Source organism: Chryseobacterium sp. RR2-3-20 (genome assembly GCF_017808115.1).
Classification (GTDB): Bacteria; Bacteroidota; Bacteroidia; order Flavobacteriales; family Weeksellaceae; genus Chryseobacterium; species Chryseobacterium oryzae.
On sequence record NZ_JADQBD010000015.1, the window covers coordinates 20,207 to 36,864 of the forward strand.

The 16,658-nt window shown below is 33.0% G+C and carries 16 protein-coding genes; 7 read left to right on the plus strand and 9 right to left on the minus strand.

The genetic code is table 11. The annotated features are described in order from the left end of the window. Positions 1-65 precede the first annotated feature (65 nt). A complete protein-coding gene (locus tag IV513_RS05700) occupies positions 66-446 on the minus strand; it encodes an STAS/SEC14 domain-containing protein (RefSeq protein WP_209389653.1) in 381 nt (126 codons plus the stop codon). Between the two features lie 114 nt (positions 447-560). On the opposite strand from IV513_RS05700, the gene IV513_RS05705 reads away from it, so the two are divergent. Next, positions 561-1,766, plus strand: a complete 1,206-nt coding sequence (locus tag IV513_RS05705) for an FAD-binding oxidoreductase (protein WP_209389654.1) — start codon at positions 561-563, stop codon at positions 1,764-1,766. A gap of 75 nt (positions 1,767-1,841) precedes the next feature. Here IV513_RS05705 and IV513_RS05710 read toward each other — a convergent pair whose 3' ends face one another. After that, a complete protein-coding gene (locus IV513_RS05710) occupies positions 1,842-3,035 on the minus strand; it encodes a VWA domain-containing protein (RefSeq protein WP_209389655.1) in 1,194 nt (397 codons plus the stop codon). 59 nt (positions 3,036-3,094) lie between these two features. Then, positions 3,095-4,690, minus strand: a complete 1,596-nt coding sequence (locus IV513_RS05715; RefSeq protein ID WP_209389656.1) for a DUF4139 domain-containing protein — start codon at positions 4,688-4,690, stop codon at positions 3,095-3,097. Positions 4,691-4,977: 287 nt separating this feature from the next. Here IV513_RS05715 and IV513_RS05720 point away from each other — a divergent pair, with 287 nt between their 5' ends. The 4 genes from IV513_RS05720 (at position 4,978) to IV513_RS05735 (ending at position 9,831) form a co-directional block, all read left to right on the plus strand. Then, entirely contained in the window at positions 4,978-5,850 is an 873-nt protein-coding gene (locus tag IV513_RS05720; protein WP_209389657.1) for a ChaN family lipoprotein, read from the plus strand. 69 nt (positions 5,851-5,919) lie between these two features. Further along, a complete protein-coding gene (locus IV513_RS05725) occupies positions 5,920-6,549 on the plus strand; it encodes a peptide deformylase (RefSeq protein WP_209389658.1) in 630 nt (209 codons plus the stop codon). 235 nt (positions 6,550-6,784) lie between these two features. After that, positions 6,785-9,184: a phenylalanine--tRNA ligase subunit beta gene (pheT, locus tag IV513_RS05730; protein ID WP_209389659.1), complete on the plus strand. Its 2,400-nt coding sequence runs from the start codon at positions 6,785-6,787 to the stop codon at positions 9,182-9,184. Between the two features lie 83 nt (positions 9,185-9,267). Then, on the plus strand, positions 9,268-9,831 hold the full coding sequence (locus tag IV513_RS05735; RefSeq protein WP_209389660.1) for an RNA polymerase sigma factor: 564 nt from the start codon (positions 9,268-9,270) through the stop codon (positions 9,829-9,831). Positions 9,832-9,837: 6 nt separating this feature from the next. Here IV513_RS05735 and IV513_RS05740 read toward each other — a convergent pair whose 3' ends face one another. Next, positions 9,838-10,245 carry an Rrf2 family transcriptional regulator gene (locus IV513_RS05740; protein ID WP_209389661.1) on the minus strand — a complete coding sequence of 136 codons (408 nt, stop codon included), beginning with the start codon at positions 10,243-10,245 and terminating at the stop codon, positions 9,838-9,840. 90 nt (positions 10,246-10,335) lie between these two features. Between IV513_RS05740 and IV513_RS05745 the strand changes: the two genes are divergently transcribed. Further along, positions 10,336-10,764, plus strand: a complete 429-nt coding sequence (locus tag IV513_RS05745; RefSeq protein ID WP_209389662.1) for a DUF4268 domain-containing protein — start codon at positions 10,336-10,338, stop codon at positions 10,762-10,764. A 97-nt stretch (positions 10,765-10,861) separates the two neighbouring features. Here the strand turns inward: IV513_RS05745 and IV513_RS05750 are convergent, their stop codons facing one another. The 5 genes from IV513_RS05750 to IV513_RS05770 form a co-directional block, all read right to left on the minus strand. Further along, complete coding sequence (locus tag IV513_RS05750) at positions 10,862-11,539, minus strand: YceI family protein (RefSeq protein WP_209389663.1); 678 nt, start codon at positions 11,537-11,539, stop codon at positions 10,862-10,864. 293 nt (positions 11,540-11,832) lie between these two features. Beyond that, positions 11,833-13,500 carry a gliding motility-associated ABC transporter substrate-binding protein GldG gene (gldG, locus tag IV513_RS05755; RefSeq protein WP_209389664.1) on the minus strand — a complete coding sequence of 556 codons (1,668 nt, stop codon included), beginning with the start codon at positions 13,498-13,500 and terminating at the stop codon, positions 11,833-11,835. Between the two features lie 4 nt (positions 13,501-13,504). Then, complete coding sequence (locus tag IV513_RS05760; RefSeq protein ID WP_209389665.1) at positions 13,505-14,233, minus strand: ABC transporter permease subunit; 729 nt, start codon at positions 14,231-14,233, stop codon at positions 13,505-13,507. Positions 14,234-14,300: 67 nt separating this feature from the next. Continuing rightward, a complete protein-coding gene (locus tag IV513_RS05765; protein WP_209389666.1) occupies positions 14,301-14,852 on the minus strand; it encodes a CopD family protein in 552 nt (183 codons plus the stop codon). A 52-nt stretch (positions 14,853-14,904) separates the two neighbouring features. Continuing rightward, positions 14,905-15,345 (minus strand): hypothetical protein, encoded by a 441-nt coding sequence (locus tag IV513_RS05770; RefSeq protein WP_209389667.1) that lies wholly within the window; start codon positions 15,343-15,345, stop codon positions 14,905-14,907. A 355-nt stretch (positions 15,346-15,700) separates the two neighbouring features. Between IV513_RS05770 and IV513_RS05775 the strand changes: the two genes are divergently transcribed. Beyond that, entirely contained in the window at positions 15,701-16,546 is an 846-nt protein-coding gene (locus tag IV513_RS05775; RefSeq protein ID WP_209389668.1) for an RteC domain-containing protein, read from the plus strand. Positions 16,547-16,658 lie beyond the last annotated feature (112 nt).

Below are 16,658 nucleotides of genomic sequence, written 5' to 3' on the forward strand. Positions count from 1 at the left end.
ACAGCCGATTCAATATCTGAATCGGCTGATTTATGATGTATGAAGAAATATTAGAAACCTTTAATTTAACTCTGAACTTCATTACCGTTTTGGCACCAAAACAGAGCATTATAAAGGTTTTCTCTAGGAAAAGATTTGAATTCTCCAGGCATTAAAACACTAAATATTTCCGTAAAATTTTGTATTCCGGATTTATCTGTTACAATCGCTGCACGATTCCATTTAGAAAGATTTTTTATACCCAGTAAAACATCCTGAAACCAAGCTCCTGCGGTAAAGTTTTCTAAATCTGTATCTAAATACATAAGATAATTGAGTTCATCGAACTGTTCTACTTTCTTTTTAACGCGCGGAATAACAACATTTTCGAAATCTTCTTTGGTAATCTCTCCACTTGCACAGAATGCGGCAACATTTTCTGGGGTATCATTAATAATTGTGATCATATATTTAAATTTTTATTGGTGTTTGTGTGATGAATTTATCAATAATTAAACCATATCGAAAAATTGTGACAGTTAAGGCTTAATTATTGATAAGTTTTTGAAAAATAAATTTTTATGGATCTGAAATCTAATGAACCTTTTTGGCTGATTAAAAATGGATTGATTTCTTCTTATCCGTCCTTGAAATCTGACGAAGAATGTGATGTTCTGATTATTGGAGGCGGAATTACAGGAAGTCTTATCGCCCATCAAATGATAAAAGACGGACACAAAACTATTCTCATCGATAAACGAGAAATCTGCAACGGAAGTACTTCTGCAACAACCTCCATGCTTCAATATGAAATTGATACTCCTTTATACGAATTAATGGAAATGATCGGCGAAAAAGGAGCAGTAGAAAGTTACAAAGCCTGTTCAAAATCTATAGATGAATTGGAAAAACTTACCAAAGAAATAAAATCCAGAGCAGGCTTCAAAAGAAAACAATCCCTTTATTTTGCAAGTAAAAAGAAAGATGCGGTATGGCTGGAAAAGGAATTTGAAGTCAGAAAAAAAGCAGGTTTTGAGGTTTCTTGGCTGGATAGTAAAGATGTAGAAGAAAAATTCAGTTTTCAGAATACTTATGGAGGAATTTTATCTAAACAGGGTGCAAGTATTGATGCTTTTAAATTCGCCCATGAACTCCTCAGATTTAATGAAAAGAAAGGACTTAAAATATTCGACAAAACCGAAATGAAATCGGTGAAATATCTGCGAGATTACAATTTGGCTTTAACGACAACAGGACATAACATTAAGGCAAAAAAAATAATTTATTGTGTTGGGTATGAAAGCAGTACAATGATTAAAGAGCATTTTGTAGATTTAAAAAGTACGTATGCCGTTGTGTCTGAAATAGATCAGGATAAATTTAAAAATATTGAAAGTACCTTAGTCTGGAATACCGATGATCCTTATATTTATATGCGAACTACCGACGATAACAGATTGTTGATTGGTGGTGGCGATGAAGATTTTTCTGATCCTATAAAAAGAGATTCTCTTATTGACAAAAAAGAAAAAGAAATCTTACGTGTTCTGAAAAAAATAAAACCCGATTATCCTTTTTACACCGATTTTGTCTGGACAGGAACTTTTGGCGAAACAAAAGACGGACTTCCCTACATCGGAACGCACGATAACTTTAAAAATTCTTATTTTGTTTTAGGTTTTGGCGGAAACGGAATTACTTTTTCTGTTACGGGAATGGAAATGGCTTCTGCCTATCTTAAAGATAAAAAACATCCACTTACAGAATATTTCAGATTTGGAAGATAGTTTACTTTATTATTTCATCTTGTAAATTATTGGGCACGGCAAAGCCGTGCCCAATAATTAAGAAATATTTTCTCATCAGAAACTGTAACCATTTTTCTTTGCAATTTCTTCAATAGATTTTCCTATTGCTTTTCCCAAATCATCTTGATCTGAATTACCCCGTTTTTTAACTTCAGAATTAATAAAATCTTGTCGTTTTTTAGCTAAAACTTCAATTTCTCGTTGAATTTTTTCTCTATCGGCTGATTTTTGAGAAATAATCTTTGTAATTTCAGCTTTTGTTTTTCCTTTCAGTTCCGAAGGTAAATCTTCCTCTTTGAGAGTTGAAATATAAGACTGATCTTTTTCTACCTTATCTACCAAATCCCAATGATCGTTTTTATAAGCATTTTTCTTAGATTTACTTACTGTTCTTTCTACAGCATTAGAGGCCGATAAAGATTTTGCATTCGAATCCTGCAACATCTGTTTATTTTTCATCTCATAGCCTTTGTTTCCGTAAGAAATATAAGTATCATTAAGCAAACCGTTGCACTCATAAATTTTCTCATCAAAAGGAGTTTTAATAAAGATCACTTTCTCGTTACTGTCGATATTGAAATATTTTCCTTCACCCAAAACAGCACCATTTTGCCATAATGCCTTAATTCCTTCTTCCTTTCTGCCACAGAAAATCGTATTGGTATAGATATTTTTATTTTTTGCCTGATTAACAGCATCTTTATAATTAATTCTGCCTTGGTTAAACGGTTCATTTCCGGCTATATAAATGAGTTTCATGCTTTTTTCGTTGGCATCCCAATTCAAATTTTCAGATGCATCTCGAATTACCGCTCCACAATATTCGTTTCCCCCATTGGTTTGTAAGGCGAAGAGTTTTTCCGAAATCAAATCTAAATCCTGCGTAAGCGGAGTCACCTGTCTTATGTAATTTTCGTCCTGCAATCCGTCGTTTCCATATTCATATAATGCAATTTCCACTTCGGGAGCTTTTCCGTTATACTTTAAAGTTGTTAAAGTGTTTACAATATTCCAAAGTCGGGATTTTGCCTGTTCGATAAGTCCGTCCATACTATTGGAAGTATCCAGAAGTAAAGCAACCTGAATTTTATTTTCACTATAAACTGAATGCTTTGGATGAAATGAAACATTTTTTTGAATTATTTTCGAGTCCTCAATTTTTCTACTGTTGAAATTTTTAAAAATTTCTTCTGTCCCGATAAAAACAACGGAAGTTGCAGCTAATGCTATAAATTTTATTGTGTTCATAATGATTTTTTTTATTAATATTTTTGATGAATTTGCAATTGAAACCAATATCTGAACTCCTATCGACTGTAATATTGAATCTGCATTTCTTTCGGATATTTTATCTCATAAGAAAAACTGATTTTTTCGGTAGCTCCGCTGTTTATTTTTCTATTCCAAAGAATGCTTCCTGTTTTATCATCATACAACCCATCTCCGATATTTAAAGTTTTAACGGTAATTTTCTGATTTTCACTTAGCGGAATCTGGTCTAAAATTTCGAGTTCAATATTTTCTTTAGTATTGTTTCTTACAGATATTTCGTAAGCTTCGGTTTCAAACTTATTGGAGCTGAAAGATTTTTGAGCAGTTTTGTCCTCCACTTTATTTCGTTTTACCACAATTCTTTCATCACCACCGAGAGAAATAGGAAATTCATCCTTTACATAATTACTGGTAATGTTGGTTTTCCCGATATAATTGTCTTCAAAATAAATATTTGCTTCGCCGGAAATAAGGTTTAAATTCTGCCAGTTTTTCACAAATGCCATTAAGAATACCTGATTGTTTATCTTCGGAACTGTGTGATATTTATATGTAGATTCCACATTCTTTTTATCTAAAATGACATATTGCTCTTTTTCCTGACTCAGAATTGTTTGGCTGTAATTCAATTCATACAAAATATTCATCTGACTGTCTGAAACGGTTGCTACAGGAATCTGACTAGGTGTTGCAACTTCAGCTCTCATCTGGTAAGAATTGGATATATCGGCTGCCACTTTCTTAGTATATCCCAACTTTACGTCTTCATTATTATATGCTCTATATTCTGCAACATACAATGGAGATAAAATAGGCCGGTTTTGGTTGTAAGAAGGTCTGTAAGTAGAAACAAAAAGCTTAATATTACTCCAATCCTGACCGGTTTTTTGGTAAATTTTACCTTTATAGACAATTTCTAACGGTTTTTTAGTAGATAAAGCCCTCAAATCATACGATGGAACCCAACCTGCATTAGAAACAATATAACTTAGTCCGAGATTCAGATTCATTTCATTTTCTGCAAGAATCTCAAGAATCAATTCTTTTCTGTTGGTATTTTTATGAGTCTGTTCTTCAGAAAACTGATTGTTGATTTTGGTAATACTTTCATCCAAAACAGATTTTTTTTCATTAAGTTCAAAAACCTGATTATCTATTTCCAGCATTCTTTTTCTGTAAAATTCAGTCAGTTTTATAAGCTGTTCCTGAGGCGTAGATTTATCATTGGTAGAAACTTTAAGATTATCTTGAATGATGTTTTGTTCACCATTAAGATTTTTAATCTGAATAGCAAGCAAATTTACCTGTCTTTGCAATTTTTTTCTTTCAACGTCGAGTTTTTTTTCGCTCTCTGTAAGTTCATCGTTTTTAAGATAATTGCTTTGCGGTGTAATGGATAGAAGTGTTGTTGTTTTTTCCAGATTTATTTTGTAGGTATTTTCGTCCAGATCATTAGGAAGATTAAAAATGGTAACGGTATTTCTACCTTTTTTAAGATTTACATTGGTGGTTCCAAAAACTTTGGCACCTTGCAGAAATACAGTTGCCTGTTTTACCTCAATTTCTTTTTTGATTTCCTGAGATTTCAAAAACAAAATCGCAAAAACGAGTATGAGAGAATAGATTTTCATTGTTTATTATTTAAAGTTCTAGAGTAAAATTACCCTGAAATAACAATGAATCTCTTCAGACTTGGTAAACTGCCATTTTCACTTGGTGAAATTTAAACTAAATTGAATTCTTATAACTGTTTTAAAAATATTTTCAAAAAATGAATACAATTTTTCTTAAAATGTTTTTACAAGATGATTTTTATCTATTTCAATTCTCAAAAAAAATTGAAACTAGTTGAGAAAACATACACTTAATTGAAAAAAACTTCACGACCTTTACATGCTGTAACCATTTTATAATTTTTATGAAAAATATTCTTGTTGCGATTTTCGTTGTAGGGTTTTCGGTCTTAAATGCGCAAAACTTTAAGCCATATCAGTTTTATAATAAAAAAGGAAAAGCGGTGAAAGCAGAGAAAATGATTAAAAATCTGGCAGATTACGATGTCGTTTTCTTTGGTGAATTTCATAATAATTCAATCGTACATTGGCTTCAGCTGAAAGTTACCCAAGCTTTGTACGAAAAAAAGAACAAAGAAATTACGCTGGGTGCTGAAATGTTCGAAAGGGATAATCAGCCACAGATTAACCAATATTTAGCCGGAAAAATTGATGCGAAAAACCTGAAAGATTCTGTTCGTTTATGGAATAATTACAACACCGATTACCAACCTCTTTTGAATTTTGCCAAAGATAAGAACCTGAATTTCATTGCCACCAATGTACCTAGAAAATATGCTTCCCAAACAGCCAAAGAAGGTTTAGAATCTCTCAATAAACTGTCCCAAAAAGAAAAATCTTATATCGCAGAATTGCCCATAGAAGTTAGTTTAGAAACCCCGGGGTATCCCGAAATGAAAAAAATGATGGGAGACCACGCCGAAGGAACCAAAGTAATGAATTTTATTTCTGCACAAGCTATAAAAGATGCTACAATGGCAGAATCTATCATGCGAAATTTACAGCCGGGTAAAACTTTCATTCACTTTAACGGTAATTTTCACACTAAGGAATTTGGCGGTATTTATTGGTATTTAAAAAAGAAAAATCCCAATCTTAAAATAGCGGTTATCTCAGTTTTCGAAACGGAAAACCCGGAATTAAAGACACCTGAAAAAGATTACTTCCCAACAGATTATAATTTAATTATCCCAAGTGATATGACAAAAACGTACTAAAAATTCTATAAATTTTAATTTTTTTAAAAATATTCTACTTACAAATCTGAATTTGCTCCATAATTTAAAATGAAAAAAAGCCTATTATTTTTTATTGTATTCACTACTTTTTTCCAGGCACAGAAACTATCGAGAGCTGAAATTAAGCTCATTAATGAAGGCGATATTCATTCGGCGTTACCCATTTATCAGTCTACAGACGAACTTCAGCATCAAACTTTGCTTGCAGTTTCCCAAGAAATAGATCCTTTGGATAAAAATACTGCGGTTCTCGTAGATAGAATGAAACTTGCACTACTTTCTACCGATAGCGGTGTAGGAATTGCCGCTCCACAAGTCGGAATTAACAGAAAAGTAATTTGGGTACAGCGTTTTGATAAACCTAACGAACCTTTAGAATATTTTATCAATCCAATTATCACCTGGAAATCTGAATTGCAGAATCTCGGACCGGAAGGAGATTTGTCGATTCCTGAGTTTAGAGATCTGTTTTACAGAAGTAAAGTCATTCAGCTTGAATATGTAGATCTACAAGGTAAAAAACATACAGAAATTGTTGAAGGCTTTACAGCAGTTATTTTTCAGCACGAAATCGACCATCTTTTCGGAATTTTAATTTCAGATAAAAAAAAGAAACAAGAAAATGATGAATATCTTAAAGTGGATGCCTTTAAAAAGAGTGATTCTCTCGGAAGATAATTCTGCATGGTGTTTAAGATTCATGCGTTCATTCATATTAAATTATATATAACAAAAAGTTCTAAAGTTTCATGTTTTGAAAGGCAAAATTGTAGTACAAAACGATTATTTAATCTTCCGGAATTTCGCTATTTCTTAAAAAAACACGACATTTGTACACTCAAAATTCATGGTTGTGAAGCATTACAAAAGTGATGAATTCACCATCTGAAATTTAAATTTTAAAATTCTACCAATGAAAATATCAGGTAACTGGCTGAAAGAATACATTAAAACAGATTTAAAAACCGAAAAAATAGGAGAATTTCTTACCGATATCGGTCTTGAAGTAGAAGGAATTGATAAGTTTGAAAGCATAAAAGGAAGTCTTGAAGGCATCGTTGTAGGAAAAGTATTAACCTGCGAAAAGCATCCTAATGCTGATAAATTAAATAAAACAACTGTAGATGTTGGCAACGGAAAAATCCTGAACATTGTTTGTGGTGCTCCCAATGTTGCAGAAGGACAAACAGTTCCGGTAGCTGTTGTAGGAACTAAAATTTATGCGAAAGACGGTAGCTTTTTCGAAATTAAAGAAGCAAAAATAAGAGGTGAAGTTTCTCAGGGAATGATCTGTGCTGAAGATGAATTAGGTTTAAGCAACGACCACGGCGGAATTATGGTTTTGGACGAAACCAAATATGAAGTCGGAAAAAACTTTGCAGATTATTTTGAACTCTCCAACGATGAAGTTTTCGAAATTGGTTTAACGCCGAACAGAACAGATGCCATGTCTCATTATGGTGTAGCAAGAGATTTGCATGCATATCTATCTACCAATCAGCAGAAATCTGAGTTTGAAAAACTTTCAAGCGTTTCTTTAAACAACGAAGGCTCTCATAATTTCAGCCTGGAAGTAGAAAATACAGAACTTACCCCTAGATATATTGGTGCTGTAATTAATGATGTAAAAGTTACAGATTCACCCGACTGGCTGAAAAACAGACTGAAAGCTATTGGATTGAGTCCTATTAATAATATTGTAGACATTACCAATTATATTCTTCATGGTTTGGGACAACCGCTTCATGCTTTTGATGCAGATAAAATTGCCGATCAGAAAATAAAAGTTGGAACCGTTGCAGAAGGAACAAAATTCACCACATTAGACGGTGTTGAAAGAACGTTGAACGGTTCTGAAATCATCATTAAAGACGGAAAAGATACTCCATTATGTATTGCCGGTGTTTTTGGAGGTTTAGAATCTGGTATTTCTTCCGAAACAAAAACTATTTTCTTAGAAAGCGCCTATTTTAATCCGGTAGCCATAAGAAAGGCAGCAAAAGCTCATGGTCTAAATACAGATGCATCTTTCAGATTCGAAAGAGGTGTAGATCCTAATATCACAAGAACTGCCATTACACACGCTATCAAAATGATTGAAGATTTGGCAGAAGGAAAACTTACAGGAGAACTGCTTGAAGAATATCCTAAAAAAATTGAAGATCATTATATCATTCTTAGATTCTCAAAAATAGAGCAGATATTAGGAACAAAAATTCACAGAGAAAAAGTGAAAGAAATTCTAAAAGCTCTTGAAATTCAGGTTCTAAATGAAATTCAGAATGGCTTCGAGATTTCGGTTCCTGCATACAGAGCAGATGTTACCCGAGAAATTGATGTGATTGAAGAAATTCTTAGAATTTACGGTTATAATAAAATAGACGCTCCTCAGAAAATATCGTTCACTCCTGTAAAACTGAGTAAAAACGATCAGGATGAATTAGAAAATTCTTGGGCAAGAACTTTACAGAGTTTAGGTTTTAATGAAGTTATGAACAACTCTCTTACTTCTGTAAAAGACGAAACAGATGCTGTAAAACTTCTTAATCCTTTAAGCGGAGATTTGGCATTTATGAGAAAATCTTTACTCGAAGGGCTTTTACAGAATGCTGCCTATAACATCAACAGAAAAAGCCAAGATATTAAGTTTTTTGAATTCGGAAAAATCTATCATAAAAAAGAAAAATACGAAGAAAGAAAACAACTGGCTGTTTTAGTTTCTGGAAGAAATGTTGCCGAAAACTGGTTGCAGCCTAAATCTGCTACCAATTTTTATCATCTTAAATCTTTTGTAAAAGTACTTCTAGAAAGACTTTCTATAGATTATAAAGAAGTTGCGTTATCTGATGATAGATTTTCGGATGCTATTGCGTACGAATGCAACGGTAAAACTTTGGTAAGAATAGGAAAAGTTTCTGCCCAACTTCTGAAAGATGCAGATATTAATCAGGAGTGTTTCTATGCAGAAATAGAACTGGAATTGGCTCAGCAACTGCGTTCAGACAATCAGCTTGTATTTAGAGATATTCCAAAATTCAATAAAATAAGAAGAGATTTGGCTTTGTTGATCGATAAGAATATTACTTACGAAGAATTATTTCAGTCTGCAAAGAAAAACAAATCGCCTTTCATTAAAAACATCAACCTTTTCGATGTATACGAAGGCAAAAATTTACCTGAAGGTAAAAAATCTTACGCAATGAGTTTTGAACTTTTAAATGAAGAAAAAACTTTAGAAGATAAAGAAATTACCCATGTAATGGATTCTTTAATTAAAACTTTCCAGAAAGAATTCAGTGCAGAATTAAGATAAAACAATATATTTTTCATATAAAAACGGGCTTTTGTCCGTTTTTTTCATTTTAAAAGCATAATTTTAAGTTTTTAGGTTTACATATGAAAAACGAACAGCTATTTCCACTTATCCAAAAGGCAATAGAAAAAGATCAAAAGGCACAAACGCAGCTCATTAATATTTTTTGGGTAGATGTTTTTTCTTTTGTGATGAAGAAAGTACAGGACGAAAATGATGCAGACGAAATTACTGTAAATGTATTTTCTAAAGTCTTGTCTAAACTGGATATGTTTGATGCTCATTTTCAATTCAAAACCTGGATATTAACGATTGCCCAAAACACTATTATTGATTTCTGGAGAAGAAAATCCAAAGAAAACCAAAATACAACGGAAAATCTGGAAGAAGTAAAAAATCAGTTTGCCAAATCCCCTGAAGAACTGATGATATCGGAAGAGGAACAGAAAAAAATCATTAAAACTATAGAATCTTTAGACTCAAATTATCGGGATATTATCCGTTTGAGATTTTTTGAAGAAAAAAGCATTAAAGAAATTGCAGAAGAATTGGGAATTTCTGTAGCCAATACCAAAGTCCGTGTAATGAGAGCAAAAAAAGTACTCGCAGAACTTCTGAAAAATAACGGTTTGGGAGATCACAGCTGAAAGAGATTACCCAACCAAATCCAAAAGTGTTTTTTCTTCCAAGATTTTAAGCGAAGCATCCCTTACTTCAATTAAAACATCGTGCAAACCGCAATGATCTTCTGTGCAGTTTTCACATTTTTCGTAAAAATTAAGACTTACACAAGGCAGTAAGGCGATAGGACCATTCACCAATCTTATAATTTTAGCCAAATTAACTTCTCCCGGTTTTTCTCTGAAGAAATATCCACCGCCTTTCCCTTTTTTACTGTCTAAAATTTCTGCTTTTTTAAGCTGAAGAAGTATATTCTCTAAAAATTTTAGCGGAATTTTTTTGTTTTCCGCAATTTCAGAAATAAGAACAGGACCTTCATTTCTCTTTTCTACAAGATACGAAAGTGCTTTAAAGGCATATTGAGATTTTTTTGAAAGCATTACAGCAAAAATAATAAAAAGTTAGGATATTTTACAGTTTCAGAACTTTAACTGCAATAGGTCTTCTTTATAAAATATTATCTTTGTATTATGTTCAGTAAGCAGGAAGCCCAACAGTTAAAAAAAGAATTTTGGATCGCATTTGGAAAATCGTTTCCAAGAAAATGGATTTTATATGACACGAAGATTAAAGATTTCTCGTTCAAATTTTATGCAGATAAAAAGAAAGCAGAAGTTTCTATAGATATAGAAATGAAAGATGAAATTTTCCGAAATGCTTATTATGAGAAAATCTGGTCTTTAGAGGATATACTTAAAGATTTTGTAGGAGATTTTTTTAAAGACGAGTACTATACATTGGAAAACGGAAAAGTAATTAGCCGTATTTGGGTAGAAAAATATGATGTTTCTGTTTTCAATAAAAATACATGGCAGGAAATTTTCGAATTTTTCGTTGAAAAAATGGACGGTTTCGAACGGTTTTATTATGAATATGAAGACTTTATAAAAGATGTATAAATTTCATCAAAGAAAAAAAGATTTGAAAATTTAAACCATCATAAAAAAAGACATCCGCAAAAGCAGATGTCTTTTCTCAGTGAAAACATCAACTGAATTATTTTTTACCAGCTTTTACATCAACGTTAATCTCGATATCTTTGCTGATCATCCATTCTGCTGGATCAGTTTCATCTGTTCCGAATTTAATACCCCAATCTGCACGGTTTACAGTAAACATAGCTTTAAGAGAAGCAGAAGTTTCTACAATTTCTACTTTTGCAGGGAATGTTACATTCATTGTTTTACCTAATAATGTAAGATTTCCGCTGATTGTTTTGTTCGCTCCTTCTACAGCTTTTGTAGCACCTGCTGCTAAATCTTCAACTTTGGTAATTTTAAAGTCTGCAGTAGGAAACTTCTCAACATCAAAGAAATCTGCATTTTTAAGGTGAGCTTCAAGCTCTGTATATTTTTTGTCTTTTTCGGTTACCGATGCAGGATCTACTTTTAAAGATTTCATATCGATTACAAATTCACCGGAAGCCAGATTATTTTCTGCTACAGTAAGCTCTCCTTTACTTACATTAAGAGTTCCCCAACGTGGTGCAAAACCTCCTTTGTGGAAAGCTTTCCAGTCTACTTTAGATGCCGCAGCGTCTACTGCAAAAACATCACCGCTTTTTTCTGCTACTGTCTGTTCCTGAGATGTTGTTGCATTTTCTGCTTTTTTATCGCCACAAGATGACAAAAGCAAACCTAATCCTGCTAAAGCAATTACTCCAAATTTTTTCATTTTTTAAAATTTTAATTTATTATTGAATATTTTTTGTTCATTTTATTTTGCAAAACTCCGAAAATTTATTCTTGAACCCATTGACTTAGGATAAGATTTTTCATTTACTGAATTTTATGATATATAATTTCATTTAAGAAAAGAACAGTTCATTCTGTGGGTTTTAGTGTTCAATGATACAAAAAAGTTTTGTTTTGAAAAAAAAACAGACTTCCATTTATAAAATTATAACAATTTAAAATATGCTTTTTAAACAAAAAAGAGAAACCTCAACAGTTTCTCTTTTTAATATTTTAACCAAACTTTTTCTTTCTCAACCAGAAGAATAATCCTCCCAAAAGACCAATAATCGCTAATGGCAGAAGCAAATTAAGATATTGCCATTTAGATCGCTCTTCGCTTATTCTGTGACGGTCTAGAAGTCGTTCCTCAATATTTCGGTTTCTGAGATCCATAATATTGCTGTCATCCAAAAGATAATCTAATGAATTTCGAAGAAACTGTTCGTTACCAAACTGCTCGTCGGTTAACATATCTACACCCAAAGGCAAAGGTTGCCCTTTAATCACTTTATTTCTACCTACATCTCCATCTGCAATAACGATCATTTTATTTTCCGGACTTGTAGCTTTGAATCCCGGATAAGATTTTCTTTCGATTCTTGATGCATAAGCAGAGCTGAATTTCCCTTCCAAAGCAACCGCAAAAATCTTCGGAGTACTTGGTTTTTCCATTTGCCCAAGGCTGTCTACACTTGCAATTTCTTTCAGCTCAACATAGTTGGGAACCTGCTTTAATAAAGTTCTTTCACTGGATTCAAACAAAACATGGGTTTTAAACTTTCTTCCTCCCAAAGTATCTATTGATGTTGGAAATTCCAGCTTTACAGGATTAATATTTTTGGTAATCGGATGGTCGTGTTCTGCAATACCCAATGGAAAATAAGGCCACGGAAGACTTGTATATTGTGCATTACCTCCTACTTCTCCGGTAACCAGTTTTAAAAGTGTATATTTCTTCACATCTTTTACCAGAGCCGTATTGATTCTTAAACCATAATTAAAGAAAAAATCGGTCATATTGATATCTACAGGGAAAGGCATTACTTTTTTGGATCTTGTTAAAGTATCCATTTCAGCATTTACTGCATCGATCATCCAAAGCGTTTTTCCGCCGTTCATAATAAACTGATCCAAAATAACTTTTTCACCGTCTGTAAAAGCTTTTCTAGGCTTGGCAATTACTAAGGCATCCATTTTTTTCAAAAGAGGAAGATCTGCCAAAGTTAATTCTACATTATTTTTTGGAACAACAGGACCTGCATCGTAATTTTCTAAAGCAAGATGCATAAATCCTTCGAATTCTCTTGGACCCAACTCATCCTGATTTACGAGAATACCAACTTTTTTTCTTTTATTTTCTGAAACAGATTTTATATTTGAAACCAGATTGTATTCTAAATTTTCTATAGATTTTCTAAGCTGTTCGTCTGCGTTAATATTTGCCTGCTCTACCACCAAAGGTATAGAAACACCTTTTCTATTGTATTTTATGACAGCATACGGAAAAAGACGAATCTGGGTAACTTTACCATCCTGAACATCGGGAAGAATAGAAGGCTGCATTCCCATCGCCATTAAAGTATCCTGAGACATTTTGGTTTTGATGGGATCTATAAACTTATAATCTATTTTAGGATTAATTTTTCTGAATTCTTCCAGCATAAATTTTGTCTCGCTCTGAAGCTGCTTAAAACTTGCCGGAAAATCTCCTTCCAGATAAACCTCAACAGTTAAAGGTTTCTTTACAGATTCTAAAACCTTTACAGTACTTTCTGAAAGTGTATATCTTTTCTCTTTTGTTAAATCTAATCGTATTCCGGAAAACATCATGATTATTGCCAAAGGCAAAATAATGATAAGTAAAATTCCGAATGGAGATTTCAAATTGATCTTCTTCATATTCTTACTTCTTTTTGGTAATAAAATGATTAGACAAAGCTAAGCTCAAACCGATGACAAAAACGAAATATGCAACATCTCTGAAATCAATTAAACCGCGTGTAAATGCTAAAAAATGGCTGTAAAACCCAAGGTTCTGCAAGATATAATCTGCTCCACCCAAAAGTTTGTAGCTGGCTAACTGCTCAATTCCGAAATACATAATGAAGCACATAAAAACTCCAAGCAAATAAGCCATAATCTGGTTTTGGGAAAGAGAAGATGCTAAAATTCCTACTCCTGCAAATGCTGCAATAAGAATAATGAGTCCAAAATAACTTCCTAAAGTCATACCGCTGTCGATATTTCCTTCCGGAACACCGAGAACAAATACTGTATAATAATAAATTACTGATGGAATAAGGCATAAAATTCCGACGATCCATACCGAGAAAAACTTACCAAAAACCAAATCGGAAATTTTGATAGGTTGAGAAAAAAGCCAGTTTAATGTTCCCGTCTGTTGTTCTTCGGCAAAAGTTTTCATGGATAATGCAGGAATGATGAACATCAAAAGCCACGGAACCAAAACGAAGTAACTCTGCAACGAAGCCAGACCAATATCGAAAATATTAGAATCATTTTCGAAAAAAAACAAAAACAGTGTTGTAATCAGACTGAAAGCTGCAATGATTACCCATGCGCTCCAGTTACCGAAATAACTCCAAAGTTCTTTTTTTAAAATTGCAATCATGTAATATTCAAAAGTTTTAGAAGGTAAATAGGGGGTTACAGCTCCTCATTTACCGTAATATCTGTTATTAATTTTTATTTTTTCCTTTATTCACCAATTTTACAGTCATCATAATAAGAAATACCAAAACGAAAAATCCTGTAATTAATTGCCACCAATATTCAATTACCTGAGATTTTAATATTACCGTAAAAACCACTAAGAACAAAATAAAAGTAGCAACTTCATTTGCCTGTCTTAGTTTTAAGTTGGGTGTCTGTAAAGTATTTCCGTTCAAAGCAATTATTTGTTTTACTTTTTTCCAGCACCAGTAATGGTAAACGGCAAGTCCGATCAAAAAAGTGAGCTTAAGATGAAACCAAGGCATTTTCATCAGACCAAAATTCAGAAAAATCATTGTAAGACCGCAAACCGTCATGATTATCCCTGCAGGAACGGTGATAATATTCCAAAGCCTTCGAGCCATAAAAGCATACTGCTCTCTAAGGATTTTCTTTTTTTCGTCCTGAAATGCATCTGTATCTTTATAGTAAACAAAAATTCTTACGAGGTAAAAAATCCCCGCAAAATAACTTACCATAAAAACAATATGCAATGCTTTGATGATGATATACAACATCCTCTAAATTTGTGTGCAAATATAACGATTTTGCAGATGATGAGTTTAAAAATTATTTTGTAAAAGAAAGACTATCAACTTTTTTCCCTTTATCGTATTTCTTAATATATTTCAGATTTCCTTGCTCATCATAATACTTCCAATCTCCGAAATAATACCAGTGGCGTTCATTTGTGGAAATATCTACTTTAGACATTCCTTTTTCCATTACTTTTCCGTTTGGATGATACACTTTTGTTTTGGTAACATTATTTCGAGTTACATCTTTTTGGTATAGTTTGTTTTGATATATTGTTTTCCAAACTCCAATTTTTTCACCATTTCTATATCTTCCGGAAGCTGTCATTTCTCCCTCTATTGCAGGATAATGCTCAACCCATTTCCCGTGTCTTTGCTGGGCTTTTCCCGGAACTTTGATGTACTGATTTATTTTTTGATTGCAAGAAAACAAACAGATTAGCATAAATGCAGATAAAATTTTATGAATTTTCATCAGTTAATATTTTTGATAAAAAAGATTAATATAGCCCAAAGTGGCTAATAAAGAAGAGTTTACAAGAACCGAAAGTGCTATCGGTAACGATTTAGTAATGGTGCTTACTGCACTCGCTTTCATCTGATTACCTTGTAAATCATTACTGCAAATTTAATAAAAAAAGGGTTAAGTCGTAGCGTACTTAACCCTTTTTCTGTTTTTTCCTATACACATCATAAAGCGTAATGAAAATAAATCTTTCCCAATATGGGGGCAACCTGTGATATTGGTTCCATTATTATTTCCAAGTTTTGACAAATCAACAAAGATGTTATTCCGAAACAAGTAGTGCTAATCTTTAAATGTCTAAGCTATGGAAATCGTGTTGAACAAAATATTATCGGAAATTCAGCGTCAGGAAGACAGGCTATCTTCTCAAATGATGCAAACTGCGGATGAGGCTTACCAAATGACCTTATTCTTAAAGGAAATGCTGTTTACTATAAAGATGAAAGTCTTACAGACCGGATTTAAGGACGAACAGCAGGAAATCAACTTTTTCAGGAACACTAAGCCGCAGATTTTAGGAAAACTCATTTATTACAATAAAGTATTCCGTATTGAAACTACCTGCCCCGTAAGTACCGGGAGAATACACCAAAGTTATTTTGAAAACCAACTGAAAATCCTGAAATCCGAATATAAGGATAGCATATCCAATGAGGATTTTTACAGGTACTACCGTGCAGGCAGAACAGACCGTGACCATAGTTATTTCAGGCTCGGAAACATTAATTATCACGATGGTTTAAAGAGTGCCGTATTTGAAATTGACCTTAGCTTTTCTACATATTACGATAACAAAGTTGCCCATATTATTGCCAATGAATTACTCTATACTTTTCTACTTACCAAAATAAACCCTGAAAAAAATCCCGATACCATTTTAATAAACGGGGATGCAAACAAAGACATTTCGTGGACTAACTCGCAAAATGCACTTATAGAATTGATTTACGCCCTGTATGCTTCCAAATCTATTGCACACGGTAAAATAGGCATCAGAAAATTGGCGTTGATTTTTCAAATCTTATTCCGAACGCCCTTGAACGATATACATCATTCTTTCCACCGGATGAAAACAAGGGCAGGCTCCCGGACGGTGTTTTTAGACCAACTCAAAATTTCCCTCGAAGAATATATGGATAAAGACCTTTAGCTATGTCAGCACAGGGATTGAAAGCAGTACACAAAATGTACTGCTTTTTCTTTGCCCATATATGCCAATTGGTAAATGTTGGCACAAGGCTACCGTAAAATATCCTAATTCC

Bases quoted from the DNA above. Each gene is read 5' to 3' on its own strand.
- IV513_RS05700 (WP_209389653.1), bottom strand. From the start codon at position 446: ATGATCACAATTATTAATGATACCCCAGAAAATGTTGCCGCATTCTGT.
- IV513_RS05705 (WP_209389654.1), top strand. From the start codon at position 561: ATGGATCTGAAATCTAATGAACCTTTTTGGCTGATTAAAAATGGATTG.
- IV513_RS05710 (WP_209389655.1), bottom strand. From the start codon at position 3,035: ATGAACACAATAAAATTTATAGCATTAGCTGCAACTTCCGTTGTTTTT.
- IV513_RS05715 (WP_209389656.1), bottom strand. From the start codon at position 4,690: ATGAAAATCTATTCTCTCATACTCGTTTTTGCGATTTTGTTTTTGAAA.
- IV513_RS05720 (WP_209389657.1), top strand. From the start codon at position 4,978: ATGAAAAATATTCTTGTTGCGATTTTCGTTGTAGGGTTTTCGGTCTTA.
- IV513_RS05725 (WP_209389658.1), top strand. From the start codon at position 5,920: ATGAAAAAAAGCCTATTATTTTTTATTGTATTCACTACTTTTTTCCAG.
- pheT (WP_209389659.1), top strand. From the start codon at position 6,785: ATGAAAATATCAGGTAACTGGCTGAAAGAATACATTAAAACAGATTTA.
- IV513_RS05735 (WP_209389660.1), top strand. From the start codon at position 9,268: ATGAAAAACGAACAGCTATTTCCACTTATCCAAAAGGCAATAGAAAAA.
- IV513_RS05740 (WP_209389661.1), bottom strand. From the start codon at position 10,245: ATGCTTTCAAAAAAATCTCAATATGCCTTTAAAGCACTTTCGTATCTT.
- IV513_RS05745 (WP_209389662.1), top strand. From the start codon at position 10,336: ATGTTCAGTAAGCAGGAAGCCCAACAGTTAAAAAAAGAATTTTGGATC.
- IV513_RS05750 (WP_209389663.1), bottom strand. From the start codon at position 11,539: ATGAAAAAATTTGGAGTAATTGCTTTAGCAGGATTAGGTTTGCTTTTG.
- gldG (WP_209389664.1), bottom strand. From the start codon at position 13,500: ATGAAGAAGATCAATTTGAAATCTCCATTCGGAATTTTACTTATCATT.
- IV513_RS05760 (WP_209389665.1), bottom strand. From the start codon at position 14,233: ATGATTGCAATTTTAAAAAAAGAACTTTGGAGTTATTTCGGTAACTGG.
- IV513_RS05765 (WP_209389666.1), bottom strand. From the start codon at position 14,852: ATGTTGTATATCATCATCAAAGCATTGCATATTGTTTTTATGGTAAGT.
- IV513_RS05770 (WP_209389667.1), bottom strand. From the start codon at position 15,345: ATGAAAATTCATAAAATTTTATCTGCATTTATGCTAATCTGTTTGTTT.
- IV513_RS05775 (WP_209389668.1), top strand. From the start codon at position 15,701: ATGGAAATCGTGTTGAACAAAATATTATCGGAAATTCAGCGTCAGGAA.